The sequence below is a fragment of the Solirhodobacter olei genome (assembly GCF_004010155.1).
Classification (GTDB): domain Bacteria; phylum Pseudomonadota; class Alphaproteobacteria; order Rhodobacterales; family Rhodobacteraceae; genus Solirhodobacter; species Solirhodobacter olei.
In genome coordinates, this window is the sequence record NZ_RRYH01000029.1 from 53,638 (window position 1) to 79,934 (window position 26,297).

Annotated in this window: 18 protein-coding genes; 3 read left to right on the forward strand and 15 right to left on the reverse strand. The window is 58.9% G+C overall.

The genetic code is table 11. The annotated features are described in order from the left end of the window. The first annotated feature begins 663 nt into the window (after positions 1-663). Complete coding sequence (locus tag EIP85_RS18050; protein WP_127903608.1) at positions 664-2,112, forward strand: PAS domain-containing protein; 1,449 nt, start codon at positions 664-666, stop codon at positions 2,110-2,112. A 63-nt stretch (positions 2,113-2,175) separates the two neighbouring features. Here EIP85_RS18050 and EIP85_RS18055 read toward each other — a convergent pair whose 3' ends face one another. The 9 genes from EIP85_RS18055 to EIP85_RS18095 form a co-directional block, all read right to left on the reverse strand. After that, positions 2,176-2,961, reverse strand: a complete 786-nt coding sequence (locus tag EIP85_RS18055) for a Crp/Fnr family transcriptional regulator (RefSeq protein ID WP_127903609.1) — start codon at positions 2,959-2,961, stop codon at positions 2,176-2,178. Positions 2,962-3,390: 429 nt separating this feature from the next. After that, the gene (locus EIP85_RS18060) at positions 3,391-4,701 is read right to left on the reverse strand and encodes a hypothetical protein (RefSeq protein ID WP_127903610.1); all 1,311 of its coding nucleotides are present in this window, start codon (positions 4,699-4,701) and stop codon (positions 3,391-3,393) included. Positions 4,702-4,775: 74 nt separating this feature from the next. Next, positions 4,776-5,936, reverse strand: a complete 1,161-nt coding sequence (locus EIP85_RS18065) for a helix-turn-helix transcriptional regulator (protein ID WP_127903611.1) — start codon at positions 5,934-5,936, stop codon at positions 4,776-4,778. A gap of 120 nt (positions 5,937-6,056) precedes the next feature. Then, on the reverse strand, positions 6,057-6,344 hold the full coding sequence (gene csgH / locus EIP85_RS18070) for a curli-like amyloid fiber formation chaperone CsgH (RefSeq protein WP_127903612.1): 288 nt from the start codon (positions 6,342-6,344) through the stop codon (positions 6,057-6,059). Between the two features lie 183 nt (positions 6,345-6,527). Further along, complete coding sequence (locus tag EIP85_RS18075; RefSeq protein WP_127903613.1) at positions 6,528-7,106, reverse strand: hypothetical protein; 579 nt, start codon at positions 7,104-7,106, stop codon at positions 6,528-6,530. An 88-nt stretch (positions 7,107-7,194) separates the two neighbouring features. Continuing rightward, positions 7,195-7,983 carry a hypothetical protein gene (locus EIP85_RS18080; protein WP_164871793.1) on the reverse strand — a complete coding sequence of 263 codons (789 nt, stop codon included), beginning with the start codon at positions 7,981-7,983 and terminating at the stop codon, positions 7,195-7,197. Between the two features lie 2,043 nt (positions 7,984-10,026). Further along, entirely contained in the window at positions 10,027-10,836 is an 810-nt protein-coding gene (locus EIP85_RS18085; protein ID WP_127903615.1) for a tyrosine-protein kinase family protein, read from the reverse strand. Positions 10,837-10,862: 26 nt separating this feature from the next. Beyond that, positions 10,863-12,380, reverse strand: a complete 1,518-nt coding sequence (locus tag EIP85_RS18090) for a GumC family protein (RefSeq protein WP_127903616.1) — start codon at positions 12,378-12,380, stop codon at positions 10,863-10,865. After that, the gene (locus tag EIP85_RS18095; RefSeq protein WP_127903617.1) at positions 12,377-13,402 is read right to left on the reverse strand and encodes an ExeA family protein; all 1,026 of its coding nucleotides are present in this window, start codon (positions 13,400-13,402) and stop codon (positions 12,377-12,379) included. Before EIP85_RS18095 ends, EIP85_RS18090 begins: the two co-directional genes overlap by 4 nt. A 1,917-nt stretch (positions 13,403-15,319) precedes the next feature. Between EIP85_RS18095 and EIP85_RS18100 the strand changes: the two genes are divergently transcribed. Beyond that, positions 15,320-16,021 carry a polysaccharide biosynthesis/export family protein gene (locus EIP85_RS18100; protein ID WP_164871794.1) on the forward strand — a complete coding sequence of 234 codons (702 nt, stop codon included), beginning with the start codon at positions 15,320-15,322 and terminating at the stop codon, positions 16,019-16,021. 5 nt (positions 16,022-16,026) lie between these two features. Beyond that, positions 16,027-17,298: a hypothetical protein gene (locus EIP85_RS18105; protein WP_127903619.1), complete on the forward strand. Its 1,272-nt coding sequence runs from the start codon at positions 16,027-16,029 to the stop codon at positions 17,296-17,298. A gap of 290 nt (positions 17,299-17,588) precedes the next feature. Here the strand turns inward: EIP85_RS18105 and EIP85_RS18110 are convergent, their stop codons facing one another. The 6 genes from EIP85_RS18110 to EIP85_RS18135 form a co-directional block, all read right to left on the reverse strand. Beyond that, positions 17,589-18,872, reverse strand: coding sequence for a glycosyltransferase (locus EIP85_RS18110; RefSeq protein ID WP_127903620.1), 1,284 nt, complete (start codon positions 18,870-18,872; stop codon positions 17,589-17,591). Continuing rightward, positions 18,869-19,924 (reverse strand): NAD-dependent epimerase/dehydratase family protein, encoded by a 1,056-nt coding sequence (locus tag EIP85_RS18115; protein WP_127903621.1) that lies wholly within the window; start codon positions 19,922-19,924, stop codon positions 18,869-18,871. The genes EIP85_RS18110 and EIP85_RS18115 overlap by 4 nt, the downstream gene beginning before the upstream one ends. A gap of 28 nt (positions 19,925-19,952) precedes the next feature. Next, complete coding sequence (locus EIP85_RS18120) at positions 19,953-21,101, reverse strand: Gfo/Idh/MocA family protein (protein WP_127903622.1); 1,149 nt, start codon at positions 21,099-21,101, stop codon at positions 19,953-19,955. Between the two features lie 94 nt (positions 21,102-21,195). Further along, complete coding sequence (locus EIP85_RS18125; protein ID WP_127903623.1) at positions 21,196-22,059, reverse strand: glycosyltransferase family 2 protein; 864 nt, start codon at positions 22,057-22,059, stop codon at positions 21,196-21,198. Positions 22,060-22,585: 526 nt separating this feature from the next. Next, entirely contained in the window at positions 22,586-24,688 is a 2,103-nt protein-coding gene (locus tag EIP85_RS18130) for an NAD-dependent epimerase/dehydratase family protein (protein ID WP_127903624.1), read from the reverse strand. 19 nt (positions 24,689-24,707) lie between these two features. Next, entirely contained in the window at positions 24,708-25,748 is a 1,041-nt protein-coding gene (locus EIP85_RS18135; protein ID WP_127903625.1) for a glycosyltransferase family 2 protein, read from the reverse strand. Between the last annotated feature and the right edge of the window lie 549 nt (positions 25,749-26,297).

Below are 26,297 nucleotides of genomic sequence, written 5' to 3' on the forward strand. Positions count from 1 at the left end.
GCCTGTCCCGCTCCTCTCTCCCTCTGAGAATACGTTCGCGAGCGAAAGGCAAGGCCCGACGCGGTCGCATGCTGGCCGAATCACGGCGGCCTACGGTTCAGATGAGGGATAAAATGACCTGTTTGAACCGTGGACTACGCCGTGCGGATGCCTGAAATGCGGACATCCCGAGCGGCGGGGGCCATTGGTGGATACATTCGCGCGGCATCTCTGTGGATATGGGCGCCGGGCGGGCAGTACGCGCGCCCCTCGCGACCAACCGTTTCCCGCATGCCCGTTTAGCGCTGGCCGCCAGCGACACTGTTGGGTCTGATGGATACAGGCGGGTATAGGGCAGATATTGGAGCCCCCTGCCCCTCCGGCGGAAGATATGGATGTCTGCACCGGGCTTCTCGGGGCGAGCCGCCTCCCCCGACCCTGGCGGGCGAGCGGCCGGCGCAGGCCGCAACGCTCGCGCCCGTGCTATGTGGGTCGCCCTGTGGAAAAATGCGGGAAAAGGCCCGGATGCGTGATGCCTGGCCCGGTCGCGGGCTGCGACAGACGGGAGGCCTGCCGCGCTGAACTCAATCAAATCCTCAAAAAAATACAGAAAAGGTTAGATTCCTGGGCCGCTTCCCTGCAAGGTGCCGGACCAACGCGCTGCGGCGACGTTTGGGTGGGAACATGCGCGAATTGACGAGGCCCGGGCGGCTGGCTGAGGACATCAGATCCATTGATTGGTCGCAAACGGCGCTTGGTCCGATCGAGACCTGGCCCGAGCGGCTACGCACCGTCGTGGAGCTGGTGCTCTATTCCGCCACGGCGGCATGCCTGTTCTGGGGGGAGGACGGGCTGATGTTCTACAACGATGCATGGGCCGCGACCTTCATCAGCCTGCCGCCCGCGCTTCTGGGGCGGCCAGCCGCGTGGCTGTCGCATGACCTGCACGCTCGCTACCTGACCCGGCTAGAGCGGATGGAGGCAGGCGAGGCGGGCGAGCTGTTCGACACGCTGAAGCTGTTTGGCGCCTGCGACTTGTCGACATCGGCTACCTGCACGCCAGTGGTGGGCGAGACCGGGGTTGGCCAGGGAATGCTGGTGCAGCTCGGGCCCGGCTCCCCTCGCCCGGCCTCGACCCTAGGCCTTGGGCCCGAGCGGCCGCGGGAGCATCGAAGCACCTTTATGCTACACCTTATTGACGGCCTGGGCCGGCTGGAGGACCCGATGGAGATTCAGGCCGCTGCCGCGGGTATGCTCAGGGATTACCTTGGCGCCGACCGCGCGGGCTTCTGCCAGATCGACATCGACAAGGGCGTGGCACGGCTGCGCACCGATTTCCGCCGGGCCGACGGCGTGCCGATGCGGATCGACGATTATGATCTTGGCGAATTCGCTCAGGATGTGGCGCGACTGCGGGCGGGTCAGAGCCTGGCGGAGGGCGACAGGCCGCGGGCCGGCAAGCGGTTCCTCGACCTCGCGGCAAGGTCGCAGGTCAGCGTGCCGGTTCTGTGCTCCGGCCGGCTGATGGCAGCGGTGACACTTGGTCAGGGCCACCCGCGCGACTGGAGCGTGGAGGAGATATCCATCGCCCAGGAGGCCGCCTGCCGCGCCTGGGAAGCGGTTGAGCGCAGTCGCGCCGATGCCGCCCATCGCGCCTCTAAGCAGGTAGAGGCGGACCTGCACCACGCCGAGACCCGGCTGCGGCTGGCCCAGGAGGCGGCCGGAGTCGGCACCTTCGACTGGATTATCAACTCCAATGAGGGCCATTGGAGCCCGGAGCTTATGAACATCCTCGGCCTGCAGCCGGGGGAATTCGGCGGCACCTATGAAGATTGGATCGCCACCATTCACCCCGAGGACCTGCCCCGCGCCGTTAGCGCGATTGAGATCGCCTTAGAATCCGGGGTTCTGGAAGGCGATTGGAGGGTGGTGCGACCGGACGGCACGGTGCTTTACGTTCTCGCCCGCGGACTGGTGGAACGTGACGCAAACGACCGACCGCAGCGGCTGACCGGCGCGCAGGTCGACATCACCGAGCGCAGGCGCAATGAACAGCAGGTGCAGTTCCTGTTGGCCGAGCTTGATGACCGGATCGAAGATCTGAATCGCGAGTTGCGCGACCGTGGCATCTGAGGAACGGATAATGAGGGCTCCCGGCGTGAAGCAGCACAGGGAGGCCCGCGCCAGTGGCGGCGGTCAAGGGTCGCGGTCTCCCGGCCCGGGATAATCGCTATCAGCAGCGAGGTCGTGGCCGGCAAAATATGCCAGCCCCTCCAAGTCCGTCACGTCGAAATCGTAAGGGTCGTTGATTCGGATCGCTCCGGCCTCGGCCAGCTCGTGGAATGCGCGGCTGAGCGATTCCGCACGCGCACCCAGATACTGGGCCAGATCGGCACGGCGGATGTCCAGCCGTAGGTTCAACGGCTGATCGTGCGCGGCCGCGTCGCGGCCGCGCGCGCGCAGCTTGCGGCGGCTGAGCACGAGCAGGAACGAGGCAACACGCTGAACGACCTTAGGTCCACCTAGCACCAGCAGCCATTCCCGCGCGGCATCGAGTTCGTCGAGCATGTCGATCAGAAACAGCCGTTCCGCCGCAGGGGCTTCGCGCAGCAGAGTCTCGAAAAGGTCGCGCGGGCAGGTCAAGACCTCGGAGGGCGCGAGCGCCTCGATCCGGTGGCTGAACTGCTGCTCGTGGAAGCGACCGTACATGTCGGTGGGGGCAAGCAGGCCAATGATGTGGCGCCGCCCGTCGGGCAGGTGTTTGGTCATCCCCAGAAGACCGCTTAGCACGTAACCTATCTGGCTCGGCGTGTCGCCATCCTCAACCAGAACAGTGCCCTCGGCCATGGCCACGCGCTTCAGCTCGGCCGTCAATCGATCGCGCAATGGCTCAGGGAACGCTTCCAGCAGCCGCTGGAAGCGATCATCAGGGCCTCCGTCGCCCATTTTCACAACGCCCGGATTTGGCGTTTTCCTGGTCATGCGGCCCCCGCGCTAGAAACAGCCCTCAACGCTAAGACCTTTACGCCTGGACCCATCCTCGGCCGTGGAAGCGGCCGCACCTTCATTCATATTTAGTATAGCACGATAGATTTTGAATGGAATCAACCGGCCCGCGCGCCACTCTTTCCCCCGCTGGTTCTACTACCGCAAGAAGATCGGAATTTTTGCAGAAAATGCAGGCCATTGCGCGTCGTCATCGCGGATCCGCACTAGATGCGATGTACTGTTTATATCCTCGGAACGATCCGATGGCAGATGGTCCTGTCCTCTCCCATCCCCGACGAGATACCGGCCGCCGGATCGAGGATATGGGTGCTGCGGGCGATCCCACCCCTTTCCGTGGGGCGCTGGCAGCACCCTTTTTTGCCATGAAGCGCCTCGAGGGCCGCGTCCCGGTAAGAACCGACATCAGAACCGGTAGACGAGGCCTAAGCTGATCCCGGTAGCTAGCTGCGAATGCTCGACCACCGAGCGGGTATATTGCACCTGCCCCCCGGCGTTGAGCGAGGCTGTCGTAGTGGTGCCTGAGCCGGCGGAGCCACTGCCCGAAGACACGGTGACGAGGCTTGGCACTGCCGAGAGGTAGGAGACGAAAATCCCCATGGAAACCCGTAGGTTGGGCGAGACTTTACGGCTCAGTCCGATGCTGGTACGGCCCATCCAGGAGGAGGCGGAATAGCGCTGTTCGGCGGTCTGCTGACTGGCCGACGTGGTGCCGGAGATGCTGATAGTGCTGGCCCCACTGTAGCGCCCGGTCATATGCCCGCGTCCGATGGAGAGGCCTGCATCGAGGGCCCAGCCGTTTCCAATCGGGCGGCTTGCATCAGCGCCGAGCATCAGCGCGAGATAAGTGGATCGTAGCCGCTCAGTCTGGCCGAGGCTCACCGTCGGCAGGCCGCCAGCGGTGGAGATTGTGGTGTCGAGCGCGTAGGTCGTCGACTCGGTGATTGTACGGGTGGTACGCAGCCCTTCCAGTCCGATCTTCGGCCGAAGCTCCAGCTGACCGAGGTCGATGGCGCGGCCATAGGCCAGCCCCTGGCTGATTCCGGTGGTCGTGTCGCTGAAATGGCTGGTCAATACGGTCCAACCCGAGACCCCGACGCCGGTGACCGCCACGCCATTCTGGTCGTAGATGATGCCATAACCCGCAGAGGTGCCGCTGGTACCGTCAAGCACGCCGACGGCATATACCCCGCCCGTTGCGGTCTGTTGGAATGTGGAGATCGACTGCGACGACCCGCTCGGCGAGTTGCCGGTCGCGTTGGTCGTTGCGCCAGGCGCGCTGACTTGCACGTTGATTTGCGCCCCGGTCCCGGGCGGCGTGGTGTCGACGGTGATAGTCCCCTGCGGCAGTGTTCCGCTGGTCTTGGTGAAAGAGCCGCTGACGGCGTTAGTCTGGCTGACCGTCCGGCTGGCGGTGAGCCGGTAATAGGAACCCGTCCATTCCAGGAAGCTGGGCCCGTCGGTGCCAAGCAAGGCGTCGTAGTTGAGCCCCGGTCCCTTCGGAGACAGCTTCAACGAGCCCAAGCCGGAGAATGGTGAAGCCTCGAAGGCCGGGCCGTGGGCCACACCGAAACTCAGCTCTCCGGTGAAGCTTTTCCAGCGCAACCCCGACAGGCCCGAGATCCCGCCCCCGCCCTGACCGTCCGACGCGCTCTGCGCTACCGCCGCACCCGCCACCATCATCGCCAGCGCCACGCCGGCGAGGGTCTGTTTCACTTGGCCCATATTCGTTCCCATCTCCGACGTGCTCTAACCCCAATGGCATCGTATCATGCGGGGGTGAGACGCGATCAGGCCATCGCATTGACGGCGGCGAGTCGTGTCAGCAAAGCCACAAGATCCTGCTGCCGCCCGGTCTCGGTCTTCCTCAGCACCGCCGAAAGCTGGTTGCGCAGGGTCTCCTTCGATATATGCCGCCGCACCGCGACATCGCCGATTGAGTCGCCTGCGAGCAGCGATACCGCAAGCTCCGCCTCCTTTGCGGACAAGCCGAAGACCCGCCAGAGCATGTCATGGCTGAGGTCGAGCGGGATCGAGAGGTTCTCGGATATCACCGCGAAGCGCGGGCAGTGTCGGCCGAGGCCGGCAAGGCTGCGGTGGCCCATGAGCGCCGTTCCGTTTAGCCGGATGATTGACAGAACCTCGCGCGGCTCGCCCGGCGCGCGCGGCACAGTCAGCACCGCCACGCGATGCTTCGGGTTGGCACGCATCCCAGCCAGGATCTCGGACAATTCAATGTCGGCGTCGGGATCCGTGACATGCAGCACCCCGTCCGGCCCCACGGTAAGGATCATCCCCTCGGCAAGCATGGTCTCGGCCCGGGTGCTCATCCGGCAGACCTCCTGATCGGCGTCAATCAACACAACCGGCGCGGGCATCATGTCCAGCAGGCTCGTCGCCAGCTGGTCGGCCTCCATCAGCCGTCGCTGCAGGGTCGCAATACGGATGGAGAAGGCGAGATGCCGCCATATCCTCTGCAACAGCTCCTTTGCGGCGCTGCGCATCTCGGATTCGCGGTGGCGCGGATAGCGCAGCTCAATCGTCATCTGCCTGCTGCCAGAGCGGCTGAAGACGACCCCGGTGCAGCGATCAAAGGCCGGGCTCTCGGCGCACAGGGCCCGCCCCACGGGCCCCGCGTTCACCAGATCGACCGGGCCGAGGTCGCGGTCGTGGTAAATGCGACCAACCTCCATGTCCCACTGGCGCTTCAGCCAGCCCGCCTCCAGGCTGAGCTCGCCCGGAAAGGCTCGGCTGAGTTCGGCCGAGCTGCCGCGATGGAGGAAGAAATTCCCCCCCAGCCGGCTGCTGTCTTGGCCGACCATCATAACAACGGCATCGGGAAATGCGGCGGCCACCAGCGACAGTGTTGCTTCGTGGAGATCGCCCTCGAATGCGGCCGAGTAGATTGGGTCGACCGCGACGTCCAACCTGTAAGACGTAGCAGAAAACATTTTACTCAATTGCCCCCCGTGGCGGAAAACGGCTTATGCATAAGCAGAAGACCGCCACACGGGGACCCCGGCAATGATGCTGGTCAACGGACCCCCGAGTTGGTGCTCAGGGGTCGAAAGTCAGGCTTTTGCGCCACACATGCCGCCGTCTTCGGCCTGAACGGACAGATGCGCGGCAAAGCTGCTGCCGCTTCCGGAGTTGACCACCACCGATCCTACGATCTTAGGCTGGTGGGGCTGAAGCACGAAAAAGCCACTCTGGACAATGTTGGAGGTTCCACCAGAACCTCGCGATGCAACGGAAAACCGATAGTTTCCCTGTGCCCCCTCAGGGGCCCAGACAACGCCGGTGAGTTCGGTCCCACTGCTGACCGGTCGGCTTCGGATTTCGCACTGAATGCTGGCCATGGCTTCGACTCTTTGGCCTGATAGGGCCACTAGGCAAACGATCGAAAGAATCTGAGCCGCCGTCCGGGTGCCCGAGGGGTATGTCGCCGCACGAAGTGTGCGGCGACACCTAAGCATGACCTGGCCCACTCTCATGTCAGACACTCCATCAACTAGAATCGTCTGGAGCCTACCCCGTCTTCGTCAGTGCGTCCCAAAAGAAACCGTCACAGAGCCATTGTGGGTAGTGAATGTCCGGGACGAATTCATGGTTACGCCCAAATTGTTGCTAATCTGGACGCTGCTGGCCACTTGGTTATTGCCATTCTGGCTGACTGACTTCGAGAATCCGCTACCCAACTGCGCAACAACTGCGGAGTCGTTGTTCCCAGTTTGAGCAACGTTTGCCGTATTGGAGAATCCAACTTGGGACGATATTACGGAGTTTCCGTTTCCGCCTTGCGTAGTCTTGGAGTGGTTATTGAATCCAAGTTGGAGCGACACGCCACCATTGTGGTTGCCGTTCTGCGTTACATGACTCCAATTACCAATGCCGACCTGTGCCTGAGCTACACCGTTCCCGAATCCATTTTGAGTCGATTTGCTTGTATTGGAGGCTCCCCACTGCAATGCCCATGCCGAGTTGGAATGGCCATTTTGAACTGGGGTTGCAGAGTTATTAGAGCCAAATTGACCCACCCAGGACATGTTTTGAGCAAAAGCCGAGGAGCCCAACGTAAAGGTCAAGAGAAGCCCTGCGGCTAAGATTTTGCCACGTTCCATTTCTCATCTCCATTCACATCATTGCTTTGAGATGTCACGCTATTATTCGGGCGATCCGACGACCGCCCGAATAATGCCTCAGCGCAACTTAGAAATTGCTTTGACTGACGCTGGCAATATTTCCATGCCCGGACTGGCTAATCGTTGATGTGTTGCCACTCCCGAACTGCGTAGTTTGGCCCCAATTACCTCCGCCATTTTGGCTTGTGGTGGCCTTGTTGCCCGGAGCGCTGGAGAAAGAGCTCTGTTGGTAGGTAACCGATATATTGTGGACGCCGTCTTGGGTCGTGGTCGACTTATTGTTGGTTCCGACTTGACCCGTTGAGGCTACATTGTGGAATCCATCCTGACTGGTGGTCGAAGTATTAAAGCCGCCCTGTTGAACGGTCGTCGAAAAATTATGATGATCGTCTTGGGTCGTCACAGAAACGTTGCCTTTGCCCCACTGCTGGGTGCTGGCTTGATTATCGCTACCGTACTGTTGCGAAACGGATACGTTATTGATACCATCCTGCGACGTATTGGCATTATTGTGCCGGCCTTTCTGATAGGTGTTTGAATAATTTCCCCAATCATCTTGATGAGTCGTTGATTGGTTGAAATACCCCTTCTGGGTCGTATTTGCCTCACTGGCTCCGAATTGAGTAGTCTTTTGCTTATTTCCGAATCCATTTTGATCAACGGTTGCGGTGTTTCCCCAAAATCCCCACGGAGGGCTAACTTGCAAAATCGAGGATTTATTCAGGCCGTTTTGATTGACCGCCGCATTATTTACATTGCCGTACTGGGATATAGAAGAGCCGAAGTTGGCTGGGATTGCATATGCTGCGCCTGCGCTCAGACCGATCGCGGCGACAGTAATGAGAATCTTTTTCATGGTCATCTCCTGGATTGCATGTTCCACCGGTCCGGACCACGCCAGACCATGCGAATTTTTTAACTCGCGCGTCACCGGCGAGACATTTCTTAACCATCACCTCCGTAACGACGACCGAGGCGCCGGACCTGTGCATAAGGGCATTGTTCGACCTGAGCCGGTCGAGGTCGGACAAGTCCGGCTAACATGTGGTGAGGATGGGTCGATTCTCGACCGAATTGGGTCAATTGCGATGCTCTCGCCATCCTCTTATGGCGATCAGGTCACCTCAGAAGGGGATCAAGCCATTGAGGCGTCGACTATGTGATTGACAAAATCGTTGGCGCGGAATCGTCGATCACTCGCGCGATCCCAGTCGGGCCGCAGCGAACCAAGTTGGTTTCAGGCGGAGCCAGACGGTGAGAGGTAGGGTCGACTTCCTTCCCCAGCATGGCAATGGCGCTGCGGGGTTGGTTGCTCCATACATAAAGGATGTTGCTATCCAGCATCAGCCCTTAAGGAAGGACTGAATAGCTTGCGGTTCTGGCCTAACTTGGTAGGTTTCGGCGGGCAAACGAGGAGGCGTTGCGATGACGAAGCAGGCTGCCTTCCCTAGCCTAAGGTCCGCGGCGAAGAATGGTTTGCAGTGGGAGATGTTCTGGACCGAGATGGATGTGCTGGTTCCCTGACGCAGGTTGATGGCGCTGTTCGAGCCGCATCATCCTAAAACGGGCCGCATGGGTGGTCGCCCGCTGCTTAGCTCCCAACGTCTTCCCGCGAGTTCGTCGCTGTTTTATGCGCCATTTTTGAAGCAAGTCTGTCTTTGTCCGTGCCGGGGTGATGTTCCTTTTCGAGTTCGTGGTCTCATGCTGGTGTTCGGGCCGGATGCCTCAAGGTTTGCAGCGCAGTCTCCGATTGGATCTGCAACCGATTGAACGAGGTCACCGCAACCGTTGTCCCGGCGGGATATTACAGGTCTGGTCTCAGCCCTGCAATTTCTGGCCCTTTTTTTGGCGGTGTCGCCTGGCCCGCATCTGGTTACCCCATTCGAAGACCGTTCCGCCGTCCCAGATGCATCGCAAGATTACGCCAAGTTTGCGGGCGACGGCGACCCTTGCCATCTTCATGGCAACGCGCCTGGCGAGGCGCAGGCCCCAGGCGGCCATGGCACCAATATGATCGCCGTCGCCCAGCAGGCTGTGCCCAGCTCTTCGCGCTCGACTGCCTGTTCCTCGTACGAAGGTAGCTGCGGGCATAAGCTCGGGGCAGCCGGATCCCGGACCGTCGTCGGCGCCGAGAGCCCAGGGGCCAGAAAATGTCAGCCCAGTCCATGTCTACACCACTCGTGATCGCTCACACCCTCAATCCTGGCGCCGCCAGCGAGGTTGATTAGGCCCTCATTGAGTTCACATTTTCATGCGCTCGTCGCGTTTTGCACAATCTTGCCTTACTTTGGTCGTAGGTAGTGTAAGGGGAATTAAGATGGCTTCGCTTTCTGTCGCGCGAAGGGCAACGTAAAGACGTGGACAGGACTGAATGGCTCTAGGATTTATGTTAATTGGCGTTGTTGGTGGCGCTATTTCGGCGGGTCTAGCTTTGTTGCGCGGCGACGGGTGGTTTGCTGCTACTTTCGCATATAGCGTCGGTGGGGTTGCCTCAGCTTTGCTGCTTTTTTTCGCTCAAGCGCTTCGTCGGAAAAGAAAGCGGGCCCGAACGACAGTGCGGCAGGAGCAAAGAGAGGCTATGGTTGCCTCGCAGAAAGGGGTGCCTTCAAAGGAGCTTGAGTCCGTCTGACGGAGGGTGCTCACGGCCTAGATTTCCCATCCAGAGTGGGTGGCCCTATCGTTCAGTAGCGTGTGTGTGCTACAAGCCGAACTTCGACAATTAAGTTGTTGTCGTGGCCGTGTGGGTGTTCGAGATCATGTGATTCCAATGAGTTACGGGTCTCAGTGGCTGCTTCCGGTGAACCGAACTTCGAGACTTCGGGGCTGACTTTACGGATTCCGGGATGACCACCCCATGACAGACCAATCGCCTAGCTTGTGCCGAACCATTCTGGAATTTTCAGTAATAGTAGCTGGAGTCGTACTTGTCGTCGGCGCCTAGATAGCGACACTTGTTCAACACAGTGCCCGCCACATTGGTGACCTCAGAGAGTTCGCGCTCGCAAACGTCAATCTGGTTTAGTGTGGTCGTGCCAGCAGCTGCGATGAGCAGGGCGCTGTCGGCCAGCGGCAAAAACCCGAGCGTGTCATCATTGCCCAGCATGGGTGGTGTATCGAATATGATTAGGTTCGGCTTCCACTCCGATTCAAGCCTTGATATCAAGTCGCCTGTAGCGCGGCTTCGAATGAGTTCGGCCGATGCCGGCACGGGCGCGTGGCTGGTGCAAAGCGCAAGATTCTCTCCCAATCTTACCGCATAATCCTGGAACTCAACCCGTCCCAGCAATAGTTCATCTATACTGTAGGGCGATCGATTGCCAAAAAGGGTCGACAGCGAAGGTCTCCGCAAATCAAAGTCCATTAAAATAACCTTGAAATCCGGCAGTCGCGTCAAGCTCAGCGCCAAGTTTGCACTTACCGTGCTCTTTCCGCAGCCTTTGTTCGGAGATGTCACGACAAGCCGGCGCCACTCTCCCTGCTGTATACGACGGAGTAGCCTTGCGCGCAGTATGTCATAAGGTGCAGCATCGGCGCCACCCAACAGCGCTCCAAGGCGTCGGCGATCGGCAATACGTGGCTTGATGACGATTGATGGCAGTGCCGTCCAATCGTGCTCAAGATGGATCTCTTCAGCCGAGACTTCAGGCTCCCGATGAGCCTTCTGGCGCTGCTTACGAGCTTTCGCTAAGGCGCTTTCCAGTCGCTCCATCGAAAATCCTCAATGTCCTAACGCCATCAGAACCCGATCTTCGTTCCCACACTATGTAGGAACGTCGCAAGGGGCTTGTAGTGGGCCGCACTTACGAAGACCAACGCCGGCAACCCCACGATGAGCAAGACTATCAGTGAGGCGAGCACGAGGCGTTGGCGCAGCCGCTCCCAAGGGGTCTTCGTATACGGTATCGCAACAAGGGGTGTGATCTCGAGTTGACGGATGAGTTCAATCGGTCGGCGCACCGAAGGGTTCAACATATCTTGCAGCACCACAAACAGAAGCCCTAGGATCAGACCTGCGGAAGAGCCCAGGAGGACTATCTTCTTTCGGTTGGGTTTGGTCGGCCAATCAGGAACCACGGCTGGGTCAAGTATTACGAAGCGCTCGCCTTTCGACAGCGCGTCAATCCGCGCCGCGGCAGACGCATTCGATAAGCTGTCCTTTGCTGCTTTGTATTGGTTCTCGGTGTTAGCGTAATCACGATTAAGTATTGATAGTTGAACTTCTACTTGCGGCGTACGGTTGATTGAATCCGTTATGGTTTTGAGTTCCTTCTGTGCCGCAGCTTTCTGTAGCTCTAGTTGCTTTATCTGTACGTCTAAATCCGAGGTCAATCTAATAAGTGACGAGGGATTGGCCGTCGTTGAAGGAGTGCTAGGCTGAGCCTTAATTAAGGCCTTGAGATGCGCAATGCGACCCCGAAGCATAGTGATCTTTTCGCTATTTGGCGCGTACACGGACAGTGCGTCGGCCAGATCCGCTTGAGACTGCTGTAGGAGCTTTTCTTCTGGTGTTTGTGTTGCCGTGGTTCCAACTTGGCCGGTAGCTCTGAATATATCGATGCGTTGCTGCTTTTGTGCCCGCAAAGTAGCTATTTCGCCGTCGAGTTGTGGGAGCCGTTGTTGCAGACTGGTTTGCTGCTGCATCCTCGTGTCGAGGGTAGCAGGCAACGCATCTGTATTGGAATTTTGAAAAGCAACAATCTTGGCACTTTGGGCGTTAAGTTGTTCTTTCAGTTGCTCGACTTCTTGCGTGAAGAAGCGGACGGTATCCCGCGCACGGCTTGTACGACTCTCGTTGTTATAAGCGATGGCCCGGTTCACTAATTCATTCACACCATCAGCAGCTTTCTGCGCATCGCCGGCGCTGAAGTCGATAGTCAAGAGCGCGATCCGGTCCTGCCCCGTATCGATAGTTATGTTGGTTCGCCTCTCCATGGCCTTGACAATATCGTCGGGCTTCATGTGGGAGTTTGGCGGCAATATCGCTAGTTTTTTCTCGATATCCAGAAGATTTTTCCTGGTTAGCAGCCTCTTTTCAATAAACTGAAGTTGCTCAAGTGGAGAATTGCCATTGGCTTGTGCGGCCGAATCCCTAATGTTAGGAGCTTCGAGCATAAGAGTCGCACTTGAGTCGTACTGAGGTTTTACGCTGAATGCATAGATTCCAGAGCCGATCGTCGCGAAAATAAATATAGCGGCAATAAAATGGAGCCGCGAGAATACAAAGGCGAGGTAATATTTTTGATCGTCAGTCATGCCTTGTGCGCTCGCGTCTCCATTCGCTCAACGGAATCTCCCAATGTCTCGGGTCTCTGGTCGGTTGGGCCTTCCGGGTTCGCGCCAGTTACAACGGATCTTGGTGCTTTACTCGGCTGTATGGCGAAGAAGATGTTGTCATTAATAACGTGTTCAAGGATGGCTGCATCAATCCTGCGACGACCCATAGACCAAGCATAAAACAAGGCCATCTCACAAAGTTGATTTATCAGTCGCGGAACGCCACCAGTCACTTGATATGCTAGCGCCCGAGCACTGGGTGCGAACTCCGAGCCTTTGCCGCCTGCTATTTTAAGACGACGAATTATGAATTCCGCGGTTTGGGCTTCGTTCAGTGGCTCAAGATAATAACTGGCAGCAATTCTCTGTGCGAGTTGCACAAGGCTCGGGCGGTGAATCATATCTCGTAATTCCGGCTGCCCGACCAATACGAGTTGTATGACCTCATCTTTGCCACTGTTAATGTTGGTGAGCATCCTTAGCTCTTCTAGACATTCCTGTGAGAGGTTTTGTGCCTCGTCAAAAATCAAAATAATTCGGCGTCCGGCTGCGTATTCAGAAACCATAAAGTCTTGCATTTGCTGGAATAACGTGACGTAAGTGGCATTATAGTCAAATTTTAGGCCGAGCGCGTTCATGATCCACTGGATTAGCTCACCACGACCGCCCTGCGCATTGGAAATTAGGCCAATTGTGACCCCTCCTTCGATCCGAGCCAAAAGTTCCCGAATGAGCGTGGTTTTGCCGCACCCGATGGTCCCAGTCAGAAGAGTAATTGGGGATCGCGACGCTATTCCAAATTCCAGCACGGAGATTGCTCTGCGATATTGGGGTGCCCATAGCAGCATCTCTGGATCAGGCAAGAGCGTAAAGGGACGCTCTCGAAACCCGTAAAAGTCCGCGTAGAAGCCTTTGTAATGGGATGGATCAGCCAAGTCGTTCACAGCGGACGACCGGTCCTCGAAGTCATGATCCCGCCGCAGGCCTGACGCTTCCTTCATGTTCTATCCTAACAACCTACAGACCAAAGGAAGCGTGTCCGCGCTGGCTCGGATGCGCGGGCGCGCGCTTTGGCGTGCCCTCTCACATCAAATCTGGGCAAGATCTTGTTCAAAAGCAACCATACCCAGGCGACAAGTGCCCGAATCCTTCCCAAGTAAGGCCTATGGAGCTTAGTGGTCGGCAAAGAGGTTTCCTTACACGAAACAATTCTTGATCGTGTCGGGATCAGGGCCTCCCTTCGAAACACCGCCTCTCGTCGCCCGGCCCAACTAACGCTGACGACGTGTGATATACTGTGAGGTATAAGGAATCGTTAAGGGGCGTTCTGTTGCGGAAGGGACTTTGAAACCGGCGACCAACAAAGGCTAGGGCCCGTATTTTGGTCAGGGGGTGGGGTCTTGCGTCACCTGTCGCGACCGGAGTTGTAGACAATGTGGTCGCAACGGGGCTCTGGTTATGCGCCGCGCGCAGGACGGCCTCTGTGTGCCCCGTGTGAACTTTGCCCCCGCCAGCAAGAATTCTACGTTGGTTTGACCGGTTCGCTCGCGGTCATATGTCCGGCCTTACATGACGAAGCCTTCGCCAATTGCTTGGCTTCTATATCGGTGTGCGAGGTGAACTCTCCGCGCGCTGCAAAGCTCGCATCCCGTGGGACCATGTTCCCGACGACTGTCCCACATACGGGACCGGAGAGTTCCAAAGGACCGAGGCCACTCTATGAAGATGACGACATCTGAGGTGCCATGCTGGACATCGGCGGCGTTCCCTCGGTTGCCAAGCCGCTATGGCGTCGCGGAGCAGCTTGGTCTCGCTGACCCTCAGGCGGCGGGTTTCATGGTCGCTCCCTCAGGAACTACGCCATCGACGGCAAACCGCCAAAGCGCAACTAGCACTTCTTTGGCAAATGCAATGATCTTTACGTTGCGTACGTGATAACTTGTCTGTCCCGCTCGCTTCCGGAGCCGAGTGACCTGTGCGGCATTGGGCTGGTAGCGTGTCCCCAGGACGGGACCGATCCGGTTGGTCGGGCCGCCCAGCTAGCAAATCAGCTCAGTTCTCTCGTGGACGCATCGCTGTGCCAGGGAATGGCCTGGAGTCAAAGGTGAAGGGATCGTCACGCCACGAGCCCTCCTTCTGCAAAACCGCCCTCTCGCGCCAAAACACCGTGTAATCTGCCCGGACGTGGAGGCAGGCAGACCGGTGGTTGGTACTGAGTAACAACCGACATGCGCCCGACAACAGAGGAAAGGTTTTTCTTGGACAACGTGGCGCGATTCGGTCTTTCATGGGCACTGGCATGTCCAAGGTTCGTTTGGCTCAGCCTGCTGAAGTTGAGCCGTATCGTCTAGCAGGTGCGGCCAAAGGTAGGAGGTAAGGTCAAAGGCTTCTCGCAGAACATGTCCTGCTTGCCGCGTCGTGTTCGGAGGTACCCGTGACTTTAGAAGTGAAGCAATCGCGCGCTGCCTTCGAAGCCGGCTCTACAGTTAGACTTCCTCCAGCATGTGTTTATCGACGACATGTCAAGCGCGTCGTCGCTCTCGACGTTGCGTTGTCACATACACCCTACTGGAGCCGGTTCATCCCCATCGTTGCCCCAATCTCCACCTCGCACGGTGTCCTCGCGCGGCGCTGTCGGAGCGAGGGAGGAGGGCTACGCAGAATGGAGGATAGCCAAGGGCTGAAAGAATACTGCCTCGTTCCTTCGCTCGGGGCACTCTCCGGAAATTGTCCGCTCGGCGAATTGGCTGAGTTTCAGCCGGCGTACTTGTGCCGACTGATCCCCACGGCTCCCAAAGACCAGGCACGTAGACGCGTTAGGAAATCAATCAGCTCTCGGGGGCTTCGCCTGCCTCTAAGCCGAACGGGAAGGCCGTGGGCGGCGCAATGCTGTTGCCATGCTGGTACGCCCTGCGCCTATGAGCGAATTTGCCGGAAAAAGCCTTCTGGCTTTGCTCGAGGTCGGAACATTGTCAATTAACCTTCAACGAAAGCGCAGAGAAATGAAGCTAAAACGTTTAGCCCTAATGATCGCCGCCTCCCTGCTGCTTGTGATGCAGTCAGAAGCAGTAATCGCCCAGAGTGCTTACAGAATCCAGCCGGGCGATGTGCTTCAACTAGATGTGTTGCAGGACTCCTCGCTGAACCAAAAGCTCTTGGTCCTACCTGATGGGACCGTGAACGTACCAATGGTTGGCACTATATCCGCGGCCGGACAGACAGTGGAGGAGTTGCGCGCGGCAATGACCAAAGACCTCTCTCCGTCGTTCTCCGTCAAGCCTACGGTATATCTCTCTGTTGCGGCGCTCGCGCCGAAGCAAGTGTCGACTGTCGGAGCAGCTGGAAGGCAAATTCCCATTTACATAATGGGTGAAGTGACGAAACCCGGTCAAGCAGACGTGTCTCGCGGCACGACACTGATCCAGGCGCTGGCTATTAGTGGCGGGTTTACCAACTTTGCAGCAAAGACGCGGATCGAACTTGTGCGCCAGGACTCGGCGGGTCACCAACAGGTCTACACGTTCAATTTCGAAAATATGCTGTCCGGCACTCAATCATCACCGGTGGTGCTGAAGCCCGGAGATGTGATTATTGTTCCGCAGCGTAACCTGTTTGAGTAGAAGCGATGACTTGCAAGGGCTTTAAGGTTGGGGTGGCCCTGGTCGCCTTGTCGGGCGCGGTGTCCATGGCGACATCGGCATTGTCTCAGGAGGCGGGCGCCACCACGAACAGCCCGCCTCCGAGGCTTGTTTTCAACTTTCTGACTGGTGTCAACGCTGACAGCAATCGAAGCTTGCAGATTGGGGCTCCCGACAAGGCGATTACACTCGATACCGATCTGGGGCTTACCTATTCGAGCCGGACGAAGTTCCAGTCGTTTGATGCGTCGATCGGCGCCCTCTGGAGGCTTGGAAAAAGGGGGGAGACCCTGCCACTCGAACCAAGAGCATCGCTCTCTTACGGTTACAACAATGGAGGGACGCGGCTTTCGTTTAACAGTCGTTATAGCAAATCGCCCGTTACCTTGTTCGAGCCGATTGGTCTTGGGAATGGAGCGGTTTCCTCTACGGACGTCACTGCCGTGACGGGATCAGTGATGGCGCTGGATAACAGCGTGGATCTTCAGACCGGAATACAAAATCCGATGGGTATTCTGGTCTCGGCTGGTACAAATCAGCGGCATTACTACAATAACACCGATCCAACGGTATTTGACAATCGCACCCATTCACTAAGCGCGACGCTACAACTTCGCCCGGATCGGACCAGCGAATTTGACGTTACGCGAGGCTACTCAAAAACACATTACGATGACGCACTTGGAACCAGCCAGGTACAGAATCAGATTGGTCTTGGGTATCAGCGCGAGCTTTCGCCTGTACTTACGCTAAACGCCCAGTACAATCATAGTCACGACGTCCTCGGCGTGCGCAATACTGTCGAAGCAGGCGGCACTATTGTCTTGCCCACGGGGAAGCTACAAATCTTGGGGGGCACCTCTACACGACCGGGCCACGGACCGCAGTTGGTTGGGCAGTTGAGCTACACCACTACCGGTCCGACGGATAGCATTTCGGCAACTCTCTCTCGGCAGACATTCCTAACCGTCGATAACAACGATTTGGCCTACGCTCGACTCGAAGTGGACTACACCCATAGGCTTAATGAGATTTCGAGCGTCAGTTTTGGCGTCGTTGCCAGCCACTCTGGTTCAGGCCTACTCGGCACGGCATCGCCCACGGACTATCGCAGCCTTAGCTTGACTTATACGCGCCAAGTGACGCCGGTATGGTCTCTGAGAGCTGGTTACCTGTATCGGCATCTGCACGAGTCGAACAGCGCAACCTCAAATGCATTCTTTGTGACGATTGGGCGTGATTTTGTGCTCTTACCCTAAATAGTTGAGCCAGGTATGTCATCAACGTCGTGCCCATCCCCGTTCCTCTCGTGACTTTTGGGGAGGAGCGGGGTCCCTGCAAAAGTAGGATACTTTGCCAATCTGGTAGGCGCCTGGGTATTGTGTAACTCTGGGGCACAGCTGGCTGTCCGGCTCGATCATCCGTTCGATGCATAGCACCTCCTTTGGCTCGTTGCCGCGAACGCAATACGATCTGGCCGCCGAGGAGCACTTTGTCACCACCCATTCTGCCAGTGCAGATCGGGACTGCGCTCATCCCACCGGAGCGTCTACGATCCATCCGGTTTAGACTCGCATCCCGGCCTGAGCCCCTTGCCGGTGCCCTCGAACAACTCGCGAAGCCAAGTTGCCTCTCGGACCGAGTCGAACTCCGTTGCGACCGTTGCGCGTCCCGCTTCTCCCATGTGACGACAGAGCTCCGGATCGCGAAGCAGACGCTCTAGCCGCTCGGTCAGGGTAACTGCGTCCCCGGGAGGCACGATGAAGCCTGAGACGCCATCGCGCACAAGCTCGGGGACGCCGGCGAGCTGGCTCGCGACCACCGGGATGCCACTTGCCATCGCCTCCATGAGTACCACCGGCAATCCTTCGGCAAAGCTCGGCAGTACCAGCATATCTGCTGCCTCCAGTAACTTTGCCACCTCGTCTTGGTCGCGATATCCATGGAAGGTCGCTGATGTCCCAAGACCGAGTTCTGCTGCCTGGGTCTCAAGTGTCGCGCGGTCCGCACCGTCCCCAACAAAGGAGATACGGGTATCAGGCCACTTCCGTCTAAGCAGGGCGAAGGCGTCAAGGAGCAAGGTGGCCCCCTTCACCCTGTCGAGTCGGCCCACGAAGATTATGTGGCGGCCGAATATTTTGCGTGGTGCAGTGCCGTACCTCGACGAAATTACACCGCAGTGCACGATCCGAAGTTTGCCCCAGTGGGCCTGGTCGGAGAACAGCATCGCTTGGCTGCGACAGAAATGGCTTATACAGGCGACGAAGCGGGCACGGGCGATCTTTTCGTCGATCCGCCACCACTTCGGCTCGAAGAAGATCGCTGGCCCATGCAGGGTGAAGCTGAAAGGAATACCTGACATTTCACTGGTCAGCATGGCCGTCGAACAGCTCGCGTCGCCGAAATGGTTGTGAAGGTGTGTTGCGCCCACCTGCCTTAGGTGACGAGCGAGCACCGCTGCCTCAAGAAAATAGAACAGCTGCCAGATAAGTGCCTTCGCCCCAGGGGGGCGGGTCGTCCAGGCCAGTCGCAATGCCGAAAACCAACGGCTCGGGCTCTGCATCAGAGCCTCGAGGTGAGCAACGATCAGCGTGCCCGGGTGCTTCGCGGCGCGCAACACGTAAAACGTCCGAGCATGCTCGTTGCGCTGGGTTTCGCCAACATGATGCTGCTTCTTGGTGACCCGGATTGAGCACGTATGGACCTCAAGCCCAAGCTCACGCAAAGCTGCTACTTCACGCTGTATAAATGTGTCGGTCGCCCGCGGATATTCGCCGGTCAGATACGCGATCCGTCCAATGGAAGTGCGGGCGGAAGAGGCATTCTTGGTCATCGCGAAGCACTCGCTTCTTCCCGTTTCCCTATGGTCGACGCGTTGAAGGGGCGAGCCTTGAGTGCAAGTCGTTCTTCCGCCCGTGCCGTACTATAATGCAGTGGCTTGAAGCGGGCGGTAAAGCTCGACTCGTGTAGGACACTGGGAAGTGCCTGGTCGAGCCGGGGCAAGATTGCGCTTGCAAGATCGCCGAGACGGGCAAGCCAAAGAAGCGGTGCTCTTGGTAGTGGCACGAGCCGGTGGCCTCCGATTGCGCGCAGCCAGGTGCGCTGGTCCGGAACCTCCGGAGCGACCAGGTTGATGATCTCCAGGCGTCCGGGCCCACCCGGCAATGGCACATCAACAGGGACCGGGCTATCAGCGGGGCGGCTTGCGGCGACAATCAAAGCAGCAGCGCAATCCTCGACATGGATTGCTGGCACTGGGATCCGTCCTCCGGGGCAAAACACGACCCGACCAATCCGGAAGCCGAGCTGGGCGGGCCACATGTGGCCCGGACCGTAGAGGAAGCCTATGCGCATAACCTCTACCGCGAGCCCCGTCTCGCGCGCGGCATGAACGACGATTGCCTCCTGCATCAGCTTGGCCCGGCAATAGGCGTCTCGCCGTTTCGGATTGGCCTCCGTCGGCGCTTGTTCGTCAAGCGTGGCCCAATCGGCGAGGCCGGCATAGTCGTAGACGGAGAAGGAGCCAGCCAGCAGAAGACATGGCCGCGGCGCGCTCGCTGGGAGCGCAGAGAGCGCATCGGTTAGAGCTTCAGTCGCCCTGACTGTGTCGCGCAAGTGCTCGTCTTCCTCCCCTCGCAAACGCGCCGCCGTGTGAACTACGGCCGTGACGCCCACGAGCAGCGTTTTGAGCGTGCTTGCGGCCCCAGGTGCAGCGAGATCTAGCCGACACACCTCCACTCCAGGATCGTCGTCCCAAAGTGGCTCGGCCCCCTTATTGCGAACCAGCGCCTTCACAGAGTAACCAGCGCCGCGGGCGGCGTCGACGACAGCGCGACCAAGAAATCCCGCGGCACCGGTGATCAGGATGCGACCCGGCCCGTTCAAGCCATCGCCCCGTGCTCGGCCACGCCACTCATCCGCGTCTGATCTCCGTTTGCCCCATGGCACCGCTCATCGGCTCAAGTGGAGCGCAGTCCGTCGTCATTCTCACCGTCCCAGTCGTACTACCGGCCTGCTGGATCGCCAGAGTTACCTCGTTCAGGTGAAGCGCCAGATCGGCGGTCAATCGACACGGCCGGCCCTCCGAGATAGCGTCCAACATTTCCGCAGGTCCGAGCGCGAAGTTCATCGAGGCCGACCCAAAACGCGCCACCTTTCGGCCGGTGGCCTCCCCGAAGCGGATCCTGCGTGTGAACGGCATTTCGATGAGCCGTCGCCGCACCCTGCGCCGTCGCCGCAGCCGGACCGGAGCGGAATTGTCCCAAGCCTCGCCAACCTCGAGGGTTCCTGCCTCCCCGACGATTCGCATGGCGTGGTCGTGCCTTGCTATGATCGAACAAGTGAGACGGGCCGTCACCCCGTGGTCAAAGAAGAGAACTGCCACCGAGAAATCCGGGGCAGTCGGCAGATTGCCGAGCTTGGTCTCGTCCAGAACGGCGGAGGCAGCGGTCACGCTTCGGACCGGGCCGAACATCGCAATCAGCCAAGTAAGGTAGTAGCCTGCATGCTCCACGGTACAGCCCACCCGGAACTCATCCGCAAAGGGCCAGGGCGCGCCGGAGGCGCTGACCCACTGGCGGTAAGGCGCCTGGGAAATGAAGCCATCATCGAGCTCTGCGTAAACTAGGAGCGGCCGGCCGATCCTCCCATCGCGCACGGCTTTCCAGAGCGTCTGCGCGGCTTTCCCAAGAACGCTACACGGGGCCGACGCCAAGAGGAGGCCCTTTTCACCGGCTATGCGGTGCAATGTCCGTGCGGCCTCCATTTCCATCGCCAAAGGCTTTTCGCTGTAGACATGATGCCCAGCGGCAAGGCAGGCCGAACTCACTTCGAAATGCGAGTCCGGGTTGGTCAGATTGAGGATGACTTCTTCTATCCCCGCATCCTCGAGAAGCTGGGCTAGGCCGTCGGCCGGCGGCACCTTCCAGTGGCGGCAAAATGCCGCGAGCCTCTCGGGATTACGATCGAAGGCGGCCCGAACGGAGATATCACTGAAGGTCGCGAGCGACTGCATATAGAGATCCGCTACATAGCCGGTCCCGACGATCGAAACATGTCTCACGGCCCGCCTCCACTAACAGCACAAGTGGACGCGGTTCCCATGGCTTCCCGAGGTGAAATGCCCGCCCATCCCAATCGAGAGAAGGAAGCTTGACTCATCGGCCTCGGCTCCACTCTCGGGTTGGCGTGCCGAGACGAACTGCAAGCTGGACAAGTACATAAAGAGCGAAGCCTATCGGACGCCGCAGCGCCAAAGTGAGCAGGTCAGCAACGCTGAGCGGCACCTTGCCCTCGTTTGCCATGATCTCGGGATAGAGCCGTCGAATCTCGGCAACACCCGCATTTTGACGTCGACGCACCCGAACTAGGTTTCGAAACCCTTCGACCATCGGCCAATGGTAGCGCGCGGGCACCTCAATCCGTTCTTCAGGTGAAAATTGCAGGCGCACGAAAGTATCATCCGAGATAATCTCCGGAAACTCACGCCAACGCTCCCGGCCAGCCGCGTTCACTGCAAATAGACCTGCCCCTACAGCCCCGCCTACGACGAACGGTAGCTCAGACCATACCGCAGAATATCGTCGCGTTATCCAGCTTCGTGCTGGAGCGACTGCAATCGTCCCTGTGGCGTAGACAGCACCGGGTCGGCCGAGCGCCTTACGCAGCTGCCCGAGGAGCGCGGGCTCGCACTGAACATCTGCATCGAGGTAGATGCGCATTGCACCACAAGCCCGCCTGTCGGCCCAATTTAATGCACCGAATTTACCGAGCTCAGGCCTACTCTCCCAGATCAGGTTCCACCCTCTCCGTGCCATTGCGGGGACCGCCGCGCGCACGATTTCCTCAGTCCGGTCCGTACAGCCATTGCCGGAGACGATAATCTCGACCAGCCCCGCGTCTTTGTCCTGACCGAGGAGCCCCTCTAGACAACGGCCGATGTAACCTTCTTCGTTGTTGGCCGGAATGATGACCGTCAAGAGGGCCCCTGCCGGTTTCGTTTGTCGAATGGCACCGATCATGGGACTGCTCATGAGTGTTGGCTTTCAAGCGCTCCGAGTTTCGACAATTCAAGGAATAGAAAGACTGAGTTTACTGTTGAACTGCAAAATTCTTGCCGCAAGCGAAAACACCTCGGTGTGGCCGCTTAAACCATCCCTGGTCGTCGTCGATTGCGGCCATATCGGCCACGGCGTTGCGACGCCGAGAGTGCTGATCAGCTGCCTGCGGAGGGGCGGGAAACCCATGCCGGCGAAGCTGCTTAAGCGCCTTGGTGCGATCAAGCCCGAGATAGGCGACACAAAATACGGTGGCCGGCGAGCGTCTCGCGCGTTTCATGCTGAAGGGTACTATCAGCGTCGCGACCTTCGCCTTCCTCAGAGGCCGCGGCCACGACATCCGCAAGCTCCCTGCCCGTCGCCGGGTGAGACCCATTGCGATTTTGAACATCTCGATCGTCGCGCACTGCCGAAAACCCGGGGTCTTACGCTGAAATCGACGCTGTAACCATTTGTTCATGAATGACTATCTTCAAACGAAGCTGTAACATTAGAATCCAAGCAGGGTAGCCTTCTCGATCGCCTTTGCTATGAAGACATCCCGATCTGCCTCGGGCTTCCAGGCTAACCGTGCCTTCGCCTTTGCGTTCGCAAATGGCGAGAGATGGGCCCGCGATTGCCAGTCGCGTAGTGAGGCTCGGACCGCACCGGGGTTGTGCAGAACATGCCGCTTCAGAGCGTATTTGATCCCGTCAAGCAGATAGAGCCCATAGAGCGAGCCAGGTTTCACAACGATCCGAGCACCAAGGCTCTTATGGATCGCATCGAAATAGTCGCGTGCAGAGAACATCGCTTCGCCGACAAGGTTAAAGGACTCACCCAGGATGTTGTCGGTCTCCATCATCCGGATGAGCGCATCCGCAACATCGCCGACTAGCACGAAGGGCAGAATGTTCCGCCCGTTCCCCCAGAGACGGATCGCTCCAGGTCCGCTCCAGCGGCCTATCCCCCAGTGCTGAAGTGGTCCGCGTTCGCCGACGACAATGCCGGGTCGGGCAATCACAAGCGGCAGGCCCTGCTCGCGATGAAGGGCAAGAAGTCGTGCCTCGCACTCAGCCTTCGACCGCGCATAGATATTTCGATCGGTCATGTCGGTGGCGAAGCCGGTTTCTTCTGAAATGACTCTGGACGGGTCCGACATGTCGTAGGAGGCAATGGTGCCCGTGTAGATGAGCCGGCCGACCCCGGCCTCGAGCGCCGCTTTGGCGATGCCCGTCGAAACGGCAACATCGTTACGGAGTGCCTCCTCCCAACTATGGTCAGTGGATTTCGCGAGGTTGTATACGGTCTCTATTCCATCCATCGAGCGGACCAGTTCGTCGTGATCGCGGAGCGACACCGAAACGGTCTCGACCCGGTCTGCCAGATCGGCGAAGGAACTCCCGTGTCCGCGGCTCACCACCCGAACATCGCGTCCCGATGCAACGAGGGCGCGCGTAAGGTTCCGTCCAAGGAAGCCCGTCCCACCGATCACCATCACCGTGGGCCTGCGTTTTTCGACCCTGCGGACCGTCGCCGGAGCCCGTAATGGCGGCAGTTGGTCGAGCGTCTTTCCTATCGCCTCCATGACATGTTCGGCAGCGTCCATGGAGAATCTCGGATCGATTGGACCACCTCGCCGAACGGCGGCGTAGAAGCTTTCGCAGAGCCTCTGGAAGCTGAGCCCGTATGGCGACTTACGGTTGAGCGATGAGAGCTGACGCCCGGCGTTCCCGAGCCCGTTTGCAAAATGCTGCCAGGCGAGCGAGAGTTCTCCAGCGAGGGGATTGAGGATGATGTCGTTTGCGTTCTCAACGCGAACCTCGAGCGTATCGTGGGCCATGTCGAACCGGGCCTCGCCGCCTGAACCGCGAAGGGTAACTGAACGGTCATCGAAGGTTTCCACCAGGGAGAGCATGAAGGTAACTTCAACACCTTTAGCGCGAGCCAGGATGCGCCAGGATTGGTGACGTGTGCCGCCGCCGGGCAGATCAATCGGCATGCCCAGCTCGACATGCTGAATATCTATTGGGCCGAACAGGTCGTAGGCGAACGCATAGAGGTGGGGTCCGAGCTCAAGGAGAAGATTCCGCGGCTCGCGTATAAGCCAAAGGTCGAACGGCCCCGAGCGAAGAGGCGCAAGCGGGAGGCACCAGCGGATCTCAACCGAAGCAATCCGACCAAGTCGGCCTGCGTCGCGAAGGGCTTTCAATCGCTCGTAAGCTGGCAGGGCCAGGAAATTGTGCCCGACAGCGATTTGTCGGCCTGCCGCTGATGCGGCAGAGGCCATGCTCGACGCCTCCTGCGCGTTGATCCCGGCCGGCTTTTCGACGAGCACATGCAGGCCCGCCTTCAGGCAGTCGAGCGCTATGGGGGCGTGGCTGGGTGGAGGGGTTAGGATATGGACGGCATCCACCACTTTAGCGGCGAGCATCTCCTCGAGCGACGTGAACGCAGGCACGCCATAGCCGCCGGCCAATGCAGCCGCCGCCGTCCGATTGACATCGCAGATGGCGGCGAGACGGACGCCAGGGACGCTCTTGAGCGCCGCTGCGTGCCAGGAAGCGATGTATCCGGCCCCGATCAGCCCTGTTCTCAAAGGAGAAATCTCCATCGAGTACCTCCGTGGAAATCTAGTTGTATTCGATGATGGCGGCTGGCTTCACGAGGAGACGACGCACCACATATTCGACGATACCTTGCGTCTCCGGAAACTTTCCCAAGGTCAAAAAGACTGCATTCTCCAGAGCATTCTGGCTGCCACCTCCGCTCATAGTCAGGCGGATGATCTGAGCTGGATACGCCAAAAGCAAGAGAAGCCACCAAGGGCTCAAAAAGATCGCCGCGACCAGCGTGGCAAACGGTAGCAAAAGTCCCCAAGTGAGTGCGCGGCGAACGACCGCTACCCTGAAATTCTCGGGAGGTCGCCCGTGCATAGCAACCCCTTCAGCCGAAGAATAGCCGCTCCTGCGCGAACGCCGCCACCACTGAGAAAACTGGGTCATCGCCGCATCGTGCCAGGCCATCTCGGCGTCGAGCTTCCAGATTTCCCAACCGGCCGATCGCAAGCGCACGCAAAGCTCGGAATCTTCTGCAGCGATCATCGAGGAATTGAACCCTCCGACGCCGTCGAATGAACTCGATCGTACGAGCATAATGCCGCCACACTCCCGGATTGGTCCGATCGGCGTGTCCCACTCTCTATCGCAGAGGCGATTGTAGATCGATGTACCAGGATAGCGTTCCCGAAGCCGTCCGCATGCAATGGCCACGCGCGGATGGGTCTTGAGAAACTCGCTCGCTGTACCGAGCCACCCCGGCCGCAACTCGCAATCACCATCGATGAACTGAATGAACTCAGGGTAGATTCCAGTTCGCCGTAAGGCCTCGGCGCCAGCGTTACGGGCGCGGGCGGCAGTGAACGGTCGCGAGCGCTCGAGTTCGACCACGTCGATGCCAGCAGCGCGCGCCGCGGCGACGCTTCCGTCAGTGGACCCCGAATCGACGTAGACTACGCGTCTCACCTGGTCCCTTGCCGCAGCAATCGCGGCGATGAGGCGTACTCCCTCGTTGCGGCCGATGAGCACAGCTGCAAGGCTTTCCGATTGGGCAAAAGCCGAGCCTGTTTGGGGCGTCGCGCTTCCATCATAATTGTTAGAGGGGGATTGGGCCAAATCCTCGCGTCCTCTCTATGGGTGGCCTTCGGGCGGGGCTCTCTGTCGGTCACAAGAAGCGAGTCCACCATGGCGAACAGTCAGCGACTTCGGCAACGCAAAAAAGTTCCGTCCATGCCCATCAGGGGCAAAGGCCCATGGACGTCGGCTACGGACACGCTGGCCAGGCCATTCATGGCCTCCGATTAGACGTCTAAGCCTAGAGAAGATGCTTGGCACGGGCGCAGCGCGAACCGTGGACGTCACGACCATTCCAGTGCCTGCGCGCCAGATTGTGTTGCGCAGTTTCCCCATCGTTGAACGTGCCTGAAATGTTGGCGCAGTAATTTCGAGACCACGGCACGCATCTTGAAAGCCACACAATCATTTCTGTCGATACCAGCTGGCACTGTTGCGGGTCCGCTAGGCCGCTATTGCTGGCGTTCGCCGGAAAGCGTTGCCCGGACCTGATAGACACACCCCATCCAATGGCGATCCAGGAGGCCCAACTCACCTTTCCGGTTTGCTTTGATCCCACGATATTCACCGGCCCGCGTCTCTTGGGCTCTT